The 14342-nt window shown below is 71.4% G+C and carries 17 protein-coding genes; 8 read left to right on the top strand and 9 right to left on the bottom strand.

What is annotated here, in order from left to right:
• Positions 1-15: 15 nt before the first annotated feature.
• Complete coding sequence (locus ABG090_RS06670) at positions 16-828, top strand: Sir2 family NAD-dependent protein deacetylase (protein WP_347753626.1); 813 nt, start codon at positions 16-18, stop codon at positions 826-828.
• Positions 829-979: 151 nt separating this feature from the next.
• Here ABG090_RS06670 and ABG090_RS06665 read toward each other — a convergent pair whose 3' ends face one another.
• Both ABG090_RS06665 and ABG090_RS06660 read right to left on the bottom strand, forming a co-directional pair.
• The gene (locus tag ABG090_RS06665; protein ID WP_347753625.1) at positions 980-2056 is read right to left on the bottom strand and encodes a glycosyltransferase family 1 protein; all 1077 of its coding nucleotides are present in this window, start codon (positions 2054-2056) and stop codon (positions 980-982) included.
• 4 nt (positions 2057-2060) lie between these two features.
• Positions 2061-2969 carry an alpha/beta hydrolase gene (locus ABG090_RS06660; RefSeq protein ID WP_347753624.1) on the bottom strand — a complete coding sequence of 303 codons (909 nt, stop codon included), beginning with the start codon at positions 2967-2969 and terminating at the stop codon, positions 2061-2063.
• A 48-nt stretch (positions 2970-3017) separates the two neighbouring features.
• Between ABG090_RS06660 and ABG090_RS06655 the strand changes: the two genes are divergently transcribed.
• The gene (locus ABG090_RS06655; RefSeq protein WP_347753623.1) at positions 3018-3749 is read left to right on the top strand and encodes an exonuclease domain-containing protein; all 732 of its coding nucleotides are present in this window, start codon (positions 3018-3020) and stop codon (positions 3747-3749) included.
• A gap of 176 nt (positions 3750-3925) precedes the next feature.
• Here ABG090_RS06655 and ABG090_RS06650 read toward each other — a convergent pair whose 3' ends face one another.
• From ABG090_RS06650 to glgA, 3 genes are all read right to left on the bottom strand, one after another.
• Positions 3926-4174 carry a type B 50S ribosomal protein L31 gene (locus ABG090_RS06650; protein ID WP_347753622.1) on the bottom strand — a complete coding sequence of 83 codons (249 nt, stop codon included), beginning with the start codon at positions 4172-4174 and terminating at the stop codon, positions 3926-3928.
• 92 nt (positions 4175-4266) lie between these two features.
• Entirely contained in the window at positions 4267-5052 is a 786-nt protein-coding gene (locus tag ABG090_RS06645; protein ID WP_347753621.1) for an ABC transporter ATP-binding protein, read from the bottom strand.
• 57 nt (positions 5053-5109) lie between these two features.
• The gene (gene glgA / locus ABG090_RS06640) at positions 5110-6306 is read right to left on the bottom strand and encodes a glycogen synthase (protein ID WP_347753619.1); all 1197 of its coding nucleotides are present in this window, start codon (positions 6304-6306) and stop codon (positions 5110-5112) included.
• 96 nt (positions 6307-6402) lie between these two features.
• Here glgA and glgC point away from each other — a divergent pair, with 96 nt between their 5' ends.
• Together glgC and serB are read left to right on the top strand one after the other, a co-directional pair.
• The gene (glgC, locus tag ABG090_RS06635) at positions 6403-7641 is read left to right on the top strand and encodes a glucose-1-phosphate adenylyltransferase (RefSeq protein WP_347753618.1); all 1239 of its coding nucleotides are present in this window, start codon (positions 6403-6405) and stop codon (positions 7639-7641) included.
• Complete coding sequence (gene serB, locus ABG090_RS06630; protein ID WP_347753617.1) at positions 7638-8297, top strand: phosphoserine phosphatase SerB; 660 nt, start codon at positions 7638-7640, stop codon at positions 8295-8297. Before glgC ends, serB begins: the two co-directional genes overlap by 4 nt.
• 66 nt (positions 8298-8363) lie before the next feature.
• Here serB and fabG read toward each other — a convergent pair whose 3' ends face one another.
• The gene (gene fabG, locus ABG090_RS06625) at positions 8364-9071 is read right to left on the bottom strand and encodes a 3-oxoacyl-ACP reductase FabG (protein ID WP_347753616.1); all 708 of its coding nucleotides are present in this window, start codon (positions 9069-9071) and stop codon (positions 8364-8366) included.
• Between the two features lie 60 nt (positions 9072-9131).
• On the opposite strand from fabG, the gene ABG090_RS06620 reads away from it, so the two are divergent.
• The 3 genes from ABG090_RS06620 to ABG090_RS06610 are packed head-to-tail and all read left to right on the top strand — an operon-like array spanning position 9132 to position 10464.
• Positions 9132-9431 (top strand): DUF3099 domain-containing protein, encoded by a 300-nt coding sequence (locus tag ABG090_RS06620; protein ID WP_347753615.1) that lies wholly within the window; start codon positions 9132-9134, stop codon positions 9429-9431.
• A complete protein-coding gene (locus ABG090_RS06615; protein ID WP_347753613.1) occupies positions 9428-9667 on the top strand; it encodes a hypothetical protein in 240 nt (79 codons plus the stop codon). Before ABG090_RS06620 ends, ABG090_RS06615 begins: the two co-directional genes overlap by 4 nt.
• Positions 9667-10464 (top strand): SURF1 family protein, encoded by a 798-nt coding sequence (locus ABG090_RS06610; RefSeq protein ID WP_347753612.1) that lies wholly within the window; start codon positions 9667-9669, stop codon positions 10462-10464. The genes ABG090_RS06615 and ABG090_RS06610 overlap by 1 nt, the downstream gene beginning before the upstream one ends.
• 6 nt (positions 10465-10470) lie before the next feature.
• Here the strand turns inward: ABG090_RS06610 and ABG090_RS06605 are convergent, their stop codons facing one another.
• From ABG090_RS06605 to ABG090_RS06595, 3 genes are all read right to left on the bottom strand, one after another.
• Positions 10471-11130, bottom strand: coding sequence for a trimeric intracellular cation channel family protein (locus ABG090_RS06605; RefSeq protein ID WP_347753611.1), 660 nt, complete (start codon positions 11128-11130; stop codon positions 10471-10473).
• A 38-nt stretch (positions 11131-11168) separates the two neighbouring features.
• Positions 11169-12779, bottom strand: a complete 1611-nt coding sequence (locus ABG090_RS06600; RefSeq protein ID WP_347753609.1) for an ABC-F family ATP-binding cassette domain-containing protein — start codon at positions 12777-12779, stop codon at positions 11169-11171.
• Between the two features lie 91 nt (positions 12780-12870).
• A complete protein-coding gene (locus ABG090_RS06595) occupies positions 12871-13626 on the bottom strand; it encodes an isocitrate lyase/phosphoenolpyruvate mutase family protein (protein ID WP_347753607.1) in 756 nt (251 codons plus the stop codon).
• Between the two features lie 90 nt (positions 13627-13716).
• Here ABG090_RS06595 and ABG090_RS06590 point away from each other — a divergent pair, with 90 nt between their 5' ends.
• Positions 13717-14337, top strand: a complete 621-nt coding sequence (locus ABG090_RS06590; protein ID WP_347753605.1) for a biotin transporter BioY — start codon at positions 13717-13719, stop codon at positions 14335-14337.
• Positions 14338-14342 lie beyond the last annotated feature (5 nt).

Raw genomic sequence — 14342 nt, 5'->3', positions numbered from 1 at the left:
ACTAGGCTTGCACCCGTGCTCGACACAGCCATCGACCTGCTCCGTGGCCGCCGGATCGCCGTGCTGACCGGTGCCGGCATCTCGACCGACTCCGGCATCCCCGACTACCGCGGCGCGGGTGCGCCGCGGCGCACGCCGATGGTCTTCGAGACCTTCCGCACGAGCGAGGATGCCCGCCGCCGCTATTGGGCCGGCAGCCACTTGGGGTGGCAGCGCTTCATCTCGGTGCATCCGAACGACGGGCATCGAGCCCTCGCTCGCCTCGAGGAGGCGGGGCTCGTCAGCGGCATCGCGACGCAGAACGTCGACGACCTGCACGAGCGCGCGGGCTCGCGGGAGGTCGTGCACGTGCACGGGCAGATGCACACGGTTACCTGCCTGCACTGCGGCACGACGTTCGACCGCGGGACGATCGCGGCGGAGATCGAGCGGTTGAACTCGTGGATCGTGGTGCCGGAGCAGGTGCGGCTGCAGCCCGACGGCGACGTCGAGATCGACGCCGCGCAGGATTTCCAGGTGCCCGCCTGCCCGGTCTGCGGCGGCATGCTGAAGCCCGACGTGGTCTTCTTCGGCGAGTTCGTGCCCCCGCAGACCTTCGCCGCCGCGCGCGACGTGATCGCGGCGGGTGACGTGGTGCTGGTGGCGGGCACATCCCTGGTGGTGAACTCCGGCACGCGACTGCTCGAGGTCGCGCGTCGCAGCGACGTGCCCATCGTGATCGTCAACCGCGGAGAGACGAAGTGGGATGCGCGCTCTGCCGTGCGCGTCGAGGGCGGCACGAGCGAGGCGCTGACGGCCATCGCCGACGCGCTGGTAGCCCCCTTCTAGCCCCTCGCACACCGGCGCGCGAACGACACACGCCCCCTTCCGTAGATCGAGGAGCGCGCGTGCGCAGCACGCGCGCGTCACGAGGTCGGACCGGTGCGCCCCGCGCTTCGGTCTCGTGACGGCGCCGGCCTCCGGCCGCTGGCTCCTCGGCCTACGGGCGCGGGCGGGGCGCAGCCGCCGCGATCTGCTCCAAGAAGGCGCCGAGGCGGTCGGCGGAGTCGCGCCAGCTGAAGGCGGCAGCCCGCTCGAGCGCCGCCCTCGATCGCTCCGCCCACTCCCCTTGCAGGGCGCGCACGGCGCGTGCCAGCGCATCCGCATCGCCCACCGGGAAGTAGACCGCGGCGTCGCCGCCGACCTCGCGGAAGATCGCCGTGTCGGCGACGATGACCGGCACGCCGAGCGTCATGGCCTCGAGCAGCGGGATGCCGAAGCCCTCGTCGCGCGAGGCGTGCACGAGCGCGGTGGCGCTGCGCAGCAGCTCGGCATACTCGTCGTCGGCCACCCCGTCGTGGAAGACGATCGCAGCGCTCGGCGCGAGCGCTCGGAGCCGGTCGCGGGTGGCGGGGTCGACGCGGCTGCAGAGGTGCAGCTCGTGCCCGGGCAGCAGCGCGGCGGCGCGCACGAGCGTCTCGACATCCTTGTACGGCATGAACGAGCCCATGTAGACGAGGCGCTTCGTGGCGGGCGCGCTGCGGTCGACCTGCTCCCCCAGCGCGACGGCGGCGTTCGGCACGATGGCGACCGGCTTGCGCGTGAGGCGGTGTCGCTCGATGAGCCCGCGCGTGGTCTCCGAGATCGTGACGACGCCGTCGACGGCGTTCAGCAGCATCCGCTGCGGCGCGAACGAGCGGTGGTAGGCCCGCCACAGCAGCCGCACCGCAGCCGGCAGGTCATGCGGCGGCGTCGGATGGCGGTAGTAGATGAGGTCGTGCACGGTCGTCACGAGCGGCCAGGCGCGGCCGGTGGCGCCGATCGTCTGCATCGGCGAGTAGGCGATGTCGGCCTGCACGCCGCGCAGGCGCCACGCGGTCAGCGGCTCGAGCGGCCCGGTCGGCGACGGCCCGAGCACGAACGGCAGATCCGGCAGCATGGTGCGCTGCCGCTCGTCGCTGAGCAGCATCATGACCTCGTGCTCGCGCGACAGGCCGGCGACGAGCTCGGCGGAGAAGCGCGAGATGCCGTCGTGCCGCGGGAACCGCACGTAGCGGCAGTCGAACAGGATGCGCACGCGCCTACCGCTGCTCTGCCAGGAAACGCCGGATGACGCGGGCGGCCTCGCGCGGCTGCTCGTAGTGCACGAGATGGCCGACGCCCGTGAGCACCGACAGCCGCGCGTCGGGGAACCGGGTGCGCAGCCGGTGCTGGTGCGACAGCGGCGTGATGTCGTCGCGGTCCGCCGCGATGAGCTGCACGGGCTGCGTGACACGGGCGGCGACCTCGCCGACCGTGTGGCGGATGGAGGCGTCGAACGCCTCCAGCACCGACTGTCGTGAGGCGTAGCGGGAGAAGTAGCGGTCGTGCTGGTCGTGGATCCAGCGCAGCAGCTGGGGCTCGCGCGTCTTCGCCATGAAGGCGCTCATGCCGCGCACGATGGGCGGCGCGCCCAGCAGCGCGAGACCCGCGCGCTCCGGCAGTGCGGCCGCCGCTCGGTAGTAGCCGAGCGCGAGCAGCGAGCCGATCTTGTTCGTGCCTGCCAGTGCCGGCGTCGCGATCGGGTTCACGAGCACGATCCGGGAGGCGTCCAAGCCTGCCGCCGCCGCATGCGCGACGACGATCGAGCCGAAGGAGTGGCCGAGCACGACGGCGCCGGGCGCTGTCGCGGCGACGAATGCCTGCAGCCAGCTCGCGTAGGCGTCGATGGTGGCGTGCGGCAGCGCATCCGAATCCCCGAACCCCGGCAGATCGGGTGCGATCACGCGCAGGCCGGGCAGGTGCGCAGCGACCGGCTCGAGGCCGTGATGGTCGCCGCGGAAGCCGTGCACGAAGACGATCGGCGGCGCGTCCTCGGGTCCGTACTCGAACACCGCGGTGCGCGCCCCTGCGACGGCGACGTCGCGCCGGCGCTGCGGCAGCTGCTCGACCAGCGCCCGGTACGGCGATTCCACCGCTCGGCGATCCACGGATCCGTCTTCCACAGGCACTCGCCGAGCCTACCGGCGGCCGTGGGTGGCCGCGGCTAGCGTGGCGGCATGACCGACACCCAGATGCACCGACCGATCCTCGCGGTGAGCCCAGCGGCGCCCGACCGCTGGATCGACCGGCTGGTCGTGTTCGACCTCGAGACCACCGGCGTCGACCCCGCCGAGGCGCGCATCGTCACGGCGTACGTCGGCGTGCTGGATGCCTCCGGTGCGGTCATCGAGGAGCGGTCCTGGATCGTCGATCCCGGCATCGAGATCCCCGAGGGATCGATCGCGGTCCACGGGATCACGACCGAGCGTGCGCGCGCCGAAGGCGCCGCGGCGCTCGGCGCGGTGTGCGAGATCCGCGATGTGCTGGCCGGGTATCTCGCGCAGGGACTCGCCGTCTGCGCGTTCAACGCGGCGTACGACGTGTCGCTGCTGGACGCGGAGTGCCGGCGCCACGGGCACGAGCCGCTGGAGATGAAGCCGGTCATCGACCCGATGGTGCTCGACCGCCGGTTCGACCGGTTCCGGCGCGGCAAGCGCACGCTGACCGTCGCGACCGCCACCTACGGCGTCGAGCTGCTCGACGCGCATGACGCGAGCGCCGACGCCATCGCGGCCGGTCGCCTGGCCCAGGCGATGGCCGCGAAGTTCGCCGAGCTGCGCATCGATCCCATCTCCCTGCACGAGCTGACGGCCACCTGGGCCGATGAGCAGGCTGCCGACTTCGAGCAGTTCCGCCGCCGCACCGACCCCGCCTTCAGCGCCGGCCGCGGCTGGCCGCTGCGCGCCTGACCCGCGCCGCGCCTGCGCGCCTGCCGCCGTCGAGGCGTGCGTGTCAGGTTGTTGCTGTTCTGGCGCCTACGAACTGCAACAACCTGACACGCGCTAGTGCGAGGGCACGCTGCGAGCGGTGCGCGCACGACGAAGGGCGCCGAGCCGAAGCTCGACGCCCTCGTGGGATCCGGTGATCAGCCGCCGAAGCCCTTGTAGCGGTTCTTGAACTTCTCGACGCGGCCGGCGGAGTCCATGATGCGCTGCTTGCCCGTGTAGAACGGGTGCGAGGCCGACGAGATCTCGACGTCGATGACCGGGTAGGTCTCGCCATCCAGCTCGATCGTCTTGTCGCTCGTCAGCGTCGAGCGCGTCAGGAACGTCTCGCCGGATGCGAGGTCGCGGAACACGATCGACTGGTAGTCGGGGTGGGTCTCGGTCTTCATTGCATGTCCTTGGTCGCTCGGCGCGGAAAGTCTACGGCCAACGTGCGGGCCGACAGACGAGTGTATCAGTTGAATCGGGAGGTCTGCGAGTCTTAGCGCTTGGCGCGGGCGCTCCAGCGACCGTCCTCGTGCTGCACGTGCAGCGGCACACCGAATGTGGTGGTCAGGTGCTCATCGGTGAGCACCTCGGCGAGCGGGCCCGCCGCCTGGATCGCACCGTCAGCGAGCAGCATCGCGTGCGTGAAGCCCGGCGGGATCTCCTCGACGTGGTGCGTGACCATCACGATTGCCGGCGCGAGATCGCTCGAGGCGTAGTCGGCCAGCGACTCCAGCAGCGACTCGCGCGCCCCGAGGTCGAGGCTGCCGGCCGGCTCGTCGAGCAGCATGAGCTCGGGATCGGTCATCACGGCGCGCGCGATCTGCACGCGCTTGCGCTCTCCGTCGGAGAGGGTGCCGAAGCTGCGGGTGGAGAGCCCGGTGAGATCCCACGCGTCCATCACCTCGGCGGCGCGCTCGAGGTCGAACGACTCGTAGCGCTCCGTCCAGCGGCCGGTCACGGCGTAGGCGGCGGTGAGCACGACGTCGCCGACGCGCTCCTGCGGCGGGATCCGCCGCGCCAGGCCCGTGGCGGCGAGGCCGATGCGCGTGCGCAGCTCGAAGACGTCGACCGCGCCGATCCGCTCCCCCAGCACCTCCACGGTGCCCGAGGTCGGATGCGTCGACGCGGCAGCCAGCTGCAGGATCGTCGACTTGCCGGCGCCGTTCGGCCCCAGGATCACCCAGCGGTCGGTCTCGTCGACCGTCCAGGAGACCGAATCGAGGATGCGATTGCCGTTCCTGACGAACGAGACGTCGGTGAGCTCGAGGACACTGGCCATGCACGCGAGCCTACCGATCCCGGCTGGCAGCTCAGCGTGGCGCGCGGGGTGCGGCCGCTACTGCGCGCGCTCGGCGATGACCGTCGCGTAGACCTCGCGGGTCTGCTCGGCGATCTGCTCCCAGTTGAAGTGCGTGCGAGCGCGCTCGCGACCCGCTTCGCCCATGCGCTTCGCCGCCTCCGGGTCGGCGACCATGCGCGAGAGCGCGTCGGCGAGGTCGGCCTCGTAGCGGTCGGGATCGGTGGGCGTGCCGGTGCCGTCCTGCACCTGATCGATCGGCACGACGAAGCCCGTGACGCCGTCGTCGATCACCTCGGGGATGCCGCCCGTGCCGCTGCCGACCACGGGTGCGCCGCAGGCCATGGCTTCCAGGTTGACGATGCCGAGCGGCTCGTAGACGCTCGGGCACACGAAGGTGGTGGCGTGGGTGAGCAGCGCGCACAGATCCTCGCGCGGCAGTGACTCGTCGATCCAGACCACGCCCTCGCGGGTCTGCTGCAGCTCCTGCACGAGCGCCTTGACCTCCGCCATGATCTCGGGCGTGTCGGGTGCGCCGGCGCACAGGATGAGCTGCACGCCGTCCGGCAGCTCGCGGGCGGCGCGCAGCAGGTGCGGCAGGCCCTTCTGGCGCGTGATGCGGCCGACGAACACGATCGACGGATGGTCGGGGTCGAGCCCCAGCTCGCGGGCGCGATCGGCGTCGTGGTTCGGCGACCATGCCTCGAGGTCGATGCCGTTGTAGATGGTGACCACGCGCTCCGGGTCGAGTGCCGGGTACGAGCGCAGGATGTCGGCGCGCATGCCGTTCGAGACCGCGATCACGCGGTCGGCGGCCTCGTAGGCGCGGCGCTCGATGTCGCTCGAAATGCGATAGCCCCCGGCGAGCTGCTCTGCCTTCCAGGGTCGCAGCGGCTCGAGCGAGTGCGCCGTGACGACGTGCGGCACACCGTGCAGCTCCTGCGCGAGCCTGCCGGCCTCGTTCGCGTACCAGGTGTGCGAGTGCACGATGTCGGTGCCTTCCACCGCGTCGGCGATCTGCAGGTCGACCGCGAGCGTCTGCAGCGCACCGTTCGCGTCGGCGAGCGCCTCCGGCACGTCGTACGCCGTGGTGTCGGCCTCGTCCCGCGGCTGGCCGAAGCAGCGCACCTGCACCTCGGTGCTCTGCCGCAGCGCCCTGACGAGCTCGGCGACGTGGACGCCGGCACCCCCGTAGACAGCGGGCGGGTATTCCTTGGTGAGCAGATCGACGCGCATGGCTTCACCGTACTTCAGTGCACTCCCGGCGGCGGGGCGAGTTGCGATTCGAGAGAACTCTGCCCGCGATCAGCATCCGCCGCGTAGGGTGGCGCCATGGGAAACAAGGTCTTCGGGATCGTGCTCGCAGGCGGCGAAGGCAAGCGGCTGATGCCGCTGACCGCGGATCGAGCGAAGCCTGCCGTGCCGTTCGGCGGCGCCTATCGGCTGATCGACTTCGCGATCTCGAACCTCATCAACTCCGATCTCCGCCAGATCGTCGTGCTGACGCAGTACAAGTCGCACTCGCTCGACCGGCACGTGGCCCGCGTGTGGCGGATGTCGAACATGCTCAACTCCTACGTCACGTCGGTGCCCGCGCAGCAGCGCACCGGCAAGCGCTGGTTCCAGGGCTCGGCCGACGCGATCTTCCAGTCGCTGAACCTCGTCGTCGACGAGAAGCCCGACATCATCGTCGTGGTCGGCGCCGACCACGTCTACCGCATGGACTTCCGCGACATGATCCAGGCGCACATCGACTCCGGCGCGCGCGCGACGGTCGCGGGCATCCGGCAGCCGATCGAGCTCGCCAACCAGTTCGGCGTCATCGAGGAGGACAAGGACAAGCCCGGCTTCATCCGCGCCTTCCACGAGAAGCCCGCCGACGCCTCCGAGCTCGTCGTCGCGCCGGGAGAAGTGCTGGCCTCGATGGGCAACTACGTCTTCAACGCCGACGCGCTGGTCGAGGCGGTCACCGTCGACAGCGAGCTCGAGGGCTCCGGCAACGACATGGGCGGCGACATCATCCCCTGGTTCGTCGAGCGCGGCGAGGCCGCCATGTACGACCTGAAGAACAACACCGTGCCGGGTGCGACCGAGCGCGACAAGTACTACTGGCGCGACGTGGGCACGATCGAGTCGTTCTTCGACGCGCACATGGATCTCATCTCGGCGCTGCCGATCTTCAACCTCTACAACCGCGAGTGGCCGATCTTCACGCAGATCGTGAACGCGCCGCCGGCGAAGTTCACGCGCGACGCGTGGGGTCGCGCCGCCGACGTCAACGAGGCGATCGTCAGCGCGGGCTCGGTCGTGCAGGGTGCCTCCGTGGTGCGCAGCGTGGTCGCGCCGTGGTGCACCATCGATGCCGGCGCGACGGTGTCGGATGCGATCCTGTTCGACGGCGTGCACGTGGGCGCCGGTGCGGTCGTGCGGCGCGCGATCATCGACAAGGACGTGCGGATCGGACCCGGCGTGCAGATCGGCGTCGACCAGGCAGCCGACCGCGCGCGCGGCTTCTCCATCTCCGACTCCGGCATCGTCACCGTGCCCAAGGGCATGCAGCTCGACCAGTGACGCTAGCCACACTGCTCGTCGTCACCGACGTCGATTCGACGCTCATCCGCGACGAGGTGATCGAGCTGCTCGCGCGCGCCGTCGGTGCGGACGCCGAGCGCCACGTCGCCGCCGTCACCGAGCGCGCCATGCGGGGCGAGCTCGACTTCGCCGCGTCGCTCGCCGAGCGGCTGCTGATCCTCGAAGGGCTCCCGGTCTCGGTGATCGATGACGCGCGCGCCCAGGTCACGGTGACGCCGGGCGTGCCGGAGCTCATCGCCGAGGTGCATGAGCGCGGCGGCGTGATCGCGGCGGTCTCCGGCGGCTTCCACGAGGTGCTCGATCCGCTCGCGGCCTCGCTCGGCATCGATCACGCGCGCGCGAACCGGCTGGAGGTGGCGGATGGGCGCCTCACGGGCCGCTCGATCGGTCCCGTCATCGACGGCGCCGCCAAGCGCGACACGCTCGAGGCGCTGCGGCTCAACCTCGGCGTGCCGCGCGAGCACGTGGTCGCCATCGGCGATGGCGCGAACGACCTGCTGATGATGGGGGCAGCTGGCGTGTCCGTGGCCTTCTGCGCCAAGCAGCTCGTGCGCGAGCAGGCGAGCCACACGGTCGACGTGCCCGACTTCCAGCGGATCCTGCCGCTGCTGCCGGGCGCTGCGCTGCACTGGTAGGTGCCGCTCAGGGCCGCGCGGCGATCCCGTGCGGGCCGCAGCGATCGACGACGCGCGGTGCGCGCCTCAGTGACCCATGCCGAGGCCGCCGTCGACCGGGATGACGGCACCGGAGATGTAGGCGGCCTCGTCACCGGCGATCCATCGCACGACGTTCGCGACCTCCTCGGGGGTCGCGTAGCGGCCGGCGGGGATCGCCTTCTTGTACTCGGCCTGCGTCGCGTCGTCGAGCTCGGCCGTCATGTCGGTCTCGATGAAGCCGGGCGCCACCACATTGGCGGTGATGCCGCGGGCGCCGAGCTCGCGCGTGATCGACCTGGCGATGCCCACGAGCCCAGCCTTCGATGCCGAGTAGTTCACCTGGCCGGGGCCGCCGTAGAGACCGACGACGCTGGAGATCAGCACCACCCGGCCCCACTTGGCGCGCAGCATGCCCTTCGAGGCGCGCTGCGCCACTCGGAACGCGCCGGTGAGGTTCGTGTCCACGACCTCCGAGAAGTCCTGCTCGCTCATGCGCATGAGCAGCGTGTCGCGCGTGATCCCCGCGTTGGCGACGACCACCTCGACCGGCCCGAGTTCGGCCTCCACTCGCGTGAACGCGGCGTCGATCGATGCGCTGTCGGTGACATCGGCGGCGACGGCGAGCGCGCCCTCGGGCCCCGAGCCGTCTCGCGAGGTGATCGCGACACGATGCCCCGCGTCGAGGAAGGCCTGGGCGATCGCGCGGCCGATGCCGCGGTTGCCGCCGGTGACGAGCACGGTGCGAGGAGTCATGCCGCAAGCCTACGTCTGCAGGGGTGATGCAAAGGGCACGGGCGTAGACTCTGCAGAGCCATGCGAGAGCACTCTCGGTCGCTCACCGACCTGCCGATGTCCCCTGACGAAGACCGCCAGCGGCGCTTCCGCCTGTACTTCTACCTGATGGTCGTGCGCGTCGCCGCGCTGGGTGTCTTCTTCATCGTGCCCGGATGGTGGAAGCTCATCCCCGCGTTCCTCGCGATCGTCATCCCCTACTTCGCCGTCGTGATCGCGAACGTGTCGACGCATCGGCAGCCGGAGGGCATCGAGGCGCCGAACGCGCTCCCGCCGGGCCCGTCCGCCGCGCCTCCGGCGGCAGGGAGCGCGCCGCGGTGAGCCTGCTCTCGATGCTGGAGGGCGAAGGCGCGACGGCGACATGCTCGTCGACCGGCTGCACCGCCCCGGCGCAGCACGCGATCCACTGGCGCAACCCGCGCATCCACGCCGACGACCGCGTGAAGACCTGGGCCGCGTGCGCGGAGCACCGCGACACGCTGAGCGGGTGGCTGCGCTCGCGCGCCTTCCCCGTCGCCGTCACCGGCTTCGGGGAGACCGTGGAGCGGGTGCGCTGATGCTCCGCCTGCTGCGCGAGCCGCGCTGGCTCGGCTACATCGCGCTGGCCGTGGTGTTCGCGGTCGCGTGCTCGCTGCTGGGCGTGTGGCAGTGGAACCGCCGTGCGGAGGCGCTCAGCGCGATCGAGCGGCTCGAGGCCAACTACGACCGGCAGCCCGCGCCCGTGGCAGCGGTGCTGCCGGAGCCGGGCGCGTTCGAGCTCGAGCAGCAGTGGACGCCGGTGCTGCTCGAGGGCGAGTACCTGCTCGACGAGCAGCTCCTCCTGCGTGGCCGCTGGCGCGCGGGCCAGGTCGGCTTCGACGTGATCACACCGTTCCGGACCGTCGACGGCACCGTCTTCCTCGTCGACCGCGGCTGGATCGACCAGGCCGCCGACACTCAGCGGCCCGCGACCGAGCCCGAGACGCCCGCGGGGCCGACGACGGTGGTCGCGAGGCTCCGCCCGAACGAGGGCACGATCGCCGGCCGCGGGGCGCCGGAGGGCCAGATCGCCGCGGTCGACCTGCCGTCCATCGCCGCGGCGCTCGGCCAGCCGACGTACACGGGGGCCTACGGACTGCTCGTGGAGGAGGACGGCGCGGCGCCGGCGGACGTCGCCGTCGCCACGAGGCCCGTGCTCGACGAGGGGCCGCACCTGTCCTACTCGCTGCAGTGGTACGTGTTCGCGCTCGGCGGCTTCGCGGCCGTCGCGTGGGGCATGCGCGACGAGCTGCGCAGCCAGTCGGCCATCGAGCGGCCCAAGCCCGCTCGGCGCAGCGACGCCGACATCGAGGACGACATCCTCGACCTGCGCTGAGCCTGCTCAGTCGCGGATGACCGTGATCGCCTCGGTCTTGAGCGCGGGCACGCGCCAGTGCAGCAGCTCGCTCGCGATGCGCAGCGCGCTGACACCGGCGGCGATGATGGCGAGCACGTACCACTGCCCCAGCCCGAGCACCACGGCGGCCGACGCCGCACTGGAGCCCACGAGCGCGGGCAGCAGGTAGAGCCGCGAGTCACGCCGGAACACGGCGGGGATGTCGTTGGCGAGCGCGTCGCGCAGGATGCCGCCGCCGATGCCGGTGAGCATGCCGACGAACGCGGCGCCGACCGGGCCGACCCCGAACTCGAGCGCCTTCCTGGCGCCCTCCACGACGAAGATCCCCAGGCCGATGGCGTCGAACACCAGCACCGGCCGGTCCAGCTTCACCATCCACCGGTGCAGCACCCAGACCGTGAGCGCGCCACCGAGCGCCACCATGAGCATCCACCAGTCCACCATCGCGGCGACGGGCGTCGCGCCGATCAGCACGTCGCGCAGCATGCCGCCGCCGGTCGCGGTGACGACTGCGAGACCCGCCATGCCGACGAAGTCCATGCGCTTCTGCACCGCGAGCAGCGCACCGGAGATGGCGAAGGCGAGGATGCCGACGCCCGAGAAGACATCACGGACGACTGCGACCCACCCGGTGGGATCCTCCATCGCGGCTGCCTCCTGTGCTCTGCTGGTCGGCGCTGCGGCTAGGCCAGGCCGATGAGGTCGAGGTACTCCGGGCTCCAGAGATCCTCGGTGCCGTCGGGCATGATCAGCACGCGCTCGGGGTCGAGCGCCTCGACCGCGCCCTCGTCGTGGCTGACCAGCACGACGGCTCCCTCGTAGGCGCCGAGCGCGCCGAGGATCTCCTCGCGGCTGGCCGGGTCGAGGTTGTTCGTCGGCTCGTCGAGCAGCAGCAGGTTGGCGCTCGAGACGACGAGCATCGCGAGCGACAGGCGCGTCTTCTCGCCGCCGGAGAGCACGCGCGCCGGCTTGTCGGCGTCGTCGCCGGTGAACAGGAACGATCCCAGCACTCGGCGCGCCTCGGTCGAGGTGATGTCGGGCGACGCGCTCAGCATGTTCTGCAGCACCGAGCGCTCCACGTCGAGCGTCTCGTGCTCCTGCGCGTAGTAGCCCACACGCAGGCCGTGACCGCGCTCGATCTCACCGGTGTCGCTCTCCGAGACGCCCGCGAGGATGCGCAGCAGCGTCGTCTTCCCCGCGCCGTTGAGGCCCAGGATCACCACGCGCGATCCGCGGTCGACGGCCAGATCGACCGCCGTGAAGATCTCGAGCGAGCCGTACGACTTCGACAGGTCGCGAGCCAGGACGGGGGTCTTCCCCACCGGCGCCGGCTTCGGGAAGCGCAGCTTCGCCACCTTGTCGACGGCACGCTCGTCGTCGAGGCCGGCGCGCATCCGCTCCGCACGCTTGGCCATCTGCTTCGAGGCGACGGCCTTGGTGGCCTTCGCGCCCATCTTCGCGGCCTGCAGCTCGAGCTGCGACGCCTGCTTCTCGACGTTCGCGCGCTCGCGCTTGCGCCGCTCGGCGTCGGCCTCGCGCTGCCGCAGGTAGAGCTTCCACGACATGTTGTAGATGTCGATCACCTGGCGGTTCGCGTCCAGGTAGAAGACGCGGTTCACCGTCTCCTCGACGAGCTGGACGTCGTGGCTGATGATCAGCAGGCCGCCGGCGTAGCCCTTCAGGAACTCGCGCAGCCACACCACCGAATCGGCGTCGAGGTGGTTGGTGGGCTCGTCGAGCAGCATCGTGTCGGCGCCCGAGAAGAGGATGCGCGCGAGCTCGATGCGGCGGCGCTGGCCGCCGGAGAGCGTCTCGAGCGGCTGGTCCAGGATGCGGTCCGGCAGCTGCAGGTTCGACGCGATCGCCGCACCCTCGGCCTCGGCCGCGTAGCCGCCGAGCGCGAGGAAGCGATCCTCCAGCTGCCCGTAGCGGCGCATGGCCGCGTCGGCGACCGTGCCCGTCTCGCCCATCTGCTCGGTCGCGAGCCGCATGCCTTCGACGATCTCACCCAGGCCGCGCGCATCGAGGATCCGGCGACGCGCGGTCTGCTTCGGGTCGCCGGAGCGGGGATCCTGCGGCAGGTAGCCGATCTCGCCGCTGCGCTCGATGGTGCCGGCGAAGGTGTGGCCATCGCGGTCGTCGCTGATGCCGGCCAGCACCTTCGTCATGGTGGTCTTGCCCGCACCGTTGCGGCCCACGAGGCCGATCTTGTCGCCGGCGGAGATGCGGAAGGAGACATCGCTCATCAGCGTGCGGGGGCCGATCGAGAGGTCGAAGCCGGACACTGCGATCATGCGCGCGGGAACCTCTCTCGATGCGGGTGGGGTGGGCGGCCCGCGGATGAGCGAGCCAGCCGTCCAGCCTATCAGCGGCCGTTCGGGCGTGTCACCGCCACGGCCGCACGAGGTCGCCGACGGTGTCGGTCAGCGCCTGCTGCAGTCGCGGACCGAACGTGACGCGGCGCGCGCCGCTGGCTCGGATGGCCGCGAGATCCCCCACCACGCTCCCCTGCACCGGATGCGCGGTGACGTTCACGGGCAGGGTCACGCGCTCCAGGATCGCCCCGAGTGCCTCGGCGCTCGGCGGCCGCACGGGGTAGAGCGAGCGTGCGCCCGCCCGCTCCGCGAGCTCCATGCGCAGGATCGCCTGCTCGAGCCGTTCCGCGTCGTGGAGCCGCGGAGACAGGAAGGCGTCCGTGCGCGCGTTGATCACCACATCGACGCCGGCCGCGTCGGCCGCCTCGCGCAGCCCGGCGATGTAGTCGGCGTGCTCCTGCGGCTCGCGCATCCGCTGCTCGCTGTGCACGGTGTCCTCGATGTTGAGCCCGACCGCGCCGGCGGCCAGCAGGCGTTCGATGAGCTCTGCGGCAGGCGTGTCGTAGCCGGATTCGAGGTCGGCGCTGACCGGCACGTCGACTGCGGCCGTGATGCGCGCGATCTCCGCCAGCACATCCTCGAGGCGCATGCGCTCGCCGTCCTCCTCGCCACGCGCCGTGGCGAGCGGATGGCTCCCGACCGAGAGCGCGCGGAAGCCCGCCGCGACCACGGCCCGAGCCGACCACGGGTCCCACACGGTGGGGAGGACCACGAGATCGTCGTGCATGCGGAGGAGCTCGGTGGCCCTGGTGGCGAGTGCAGTCATGCCGCAAGGCTAGGGATCTCGCCCTGGGAGGACCAGATGCACCTGGACCAGATGCACCGCTGGCACGCGTCGCAGTCGTAGGCTGTCCGCATGACTGCTGCCGCTGTGCCTCTCTCCCGCCGCACCGTGCTCGCCGACGCGCTCGTCGGCCAGCGAACCCTCGTCAAGGATCTGCTGCTCGTCGTCGCCGGCATCACGGTCGTCGCGGCGCTCGCGCAGGTCGAGATCCCGATGTGGCCCGTGCCCATCACGGGGCAGACGCTCGGCGTCATGCTCGTCGCCGCGAGCCTCGGCTTCCGGCGCGGCGTTGCGGCGCTGGGCGGCTACCTGCTGCTCGGTCTCGCCGGCGCACCGATCTTCGCCGGCTTCACCGGCAGCATCGCCGCGATCGGCAAGCCCAGCTTCGGCTTCATCATCGGCTTCGTCGCCACCGCGGCGGTCGTCGGCTGGCTGGCCGAGCGCCGCTGGGACCGCCGTCCGCTGCTCGCGATCGCGCTGTTCGGCCTGGCGAGCCTCATCCCCTTCGCCTTCGGCATCCCCTACATGGCCCTCGTGCTGGCGGCGCTGGGCACGCCCGTCGACTTCGCCGGCGCGATGGCCCTCGGCTTCGTGCCGTTCATCGTCGGCGGACTCGTGAAGTGGGCGATCGCGGCAGCCGCGCTGCCCGCTGCCTGGGCGGGCGTGCGCGCGCTCGACCGCGCGGCCGACTAGCGTTG

It is taken from the genome of Agrococcus sp. ProA11 (genome assembly GCF_039880525.1).
GTDB classification, from domain to species: Bacteria; Actinomycetota; Actinomycetes; order Actinomycetales; family Microbacteriaceae; genus Agrococcus; species Agrococcus chionoecetis.
Note: the sequence above shows the minus strand (reverse complement) of the source record. Positions and strands in the feature narration are given on the sequence as shown.

Bases quoted from the DNA above. Each gene is read 5' to 3' on its own strand.
- ABG090_RS06655 (WP_347753623.1), top strand. From the start codon at position 3,018: ATGACCGACACCCAGATGCACCGACCGATCCTCGCGGTGAGCCCAGCG.
- ABG090_RS06650 (WP_347753622.1), bottom strand. From the start codon at position 4,174: ATGAAGACCGAGACCCACCCCGACTACCAGTCGATCGTGTTCCGCGAC.
- ABG090_RS06645 (WP_347753621.1), bottom strand. From the start codon at position 5,052: ATGGCCAGTGTCCTCGAGCTCACCGACGTCTCGTTCGTCAGGAACGGC.
- glgA (WP_347753619.1), bottom strand. From the start codon at position 6,306: ATGCGCGTCGATCTGCTCACCAAGGAATACCCGCCCGCTGTCTACGGG.
- glgC (WP_347753618.1), top strand. From the start codon at position 6,403: ATGGGAAACAAGGTCTTCGGGATCGTGCTCGCAGGCGGCGAAGGCAAG.
- fabG (WP_347753616.1), bottom strand. From the start codon at position 9,071: ATGACTCCTCGCACCGTGCTCGTCACCGGCGGCAACCGCGGCATCGGC.
- ABG090_RS06620 (WP_347753615.1), top strand. From the start codon at position 9,132: ATGCGAGAGCACTCTCGGTCGCTCACCGACCTGCCGATGTCCCCTGAC.
- ABG090_RS06610 (WP_347753612.1), top strand. From the start codon at position 9,667: ATGCTCCGCCTGCTGCGCGAGCCGCGCTGGCTCGGCTACATCGCGCTG.
- ABG090_RS06605 (WP_347753611.1), bottom strand. From the start codon at position 11,130: ATGGAGGATCCCACCGGGTGGGTCGCAGTCGTCCGTGATGTCTTCTCG.
- ABG090_RS06600 (WP_347753609.1), bottom strand. From the start codon at position 12,779: ATGATCGCAGTGTCCGGCTTCGACCTCTCGATCGGCCCCCGCACGCTG.
- ABG090_RS06595 (WP_347753607.1), bottom strand. From the start codon at position 13,626: ATGACTGCACTCGCCACCAGGGCCACCGAGCTCCTCCGCATGCACGAC.
- ABG090_RS06590 (WP_347753605.1), top strand. From the start codon at position 13,717: ATGACTGCTGCCGCTGTGCCTCTCTCCCGCCGCACCGTGCTCGCCGAC.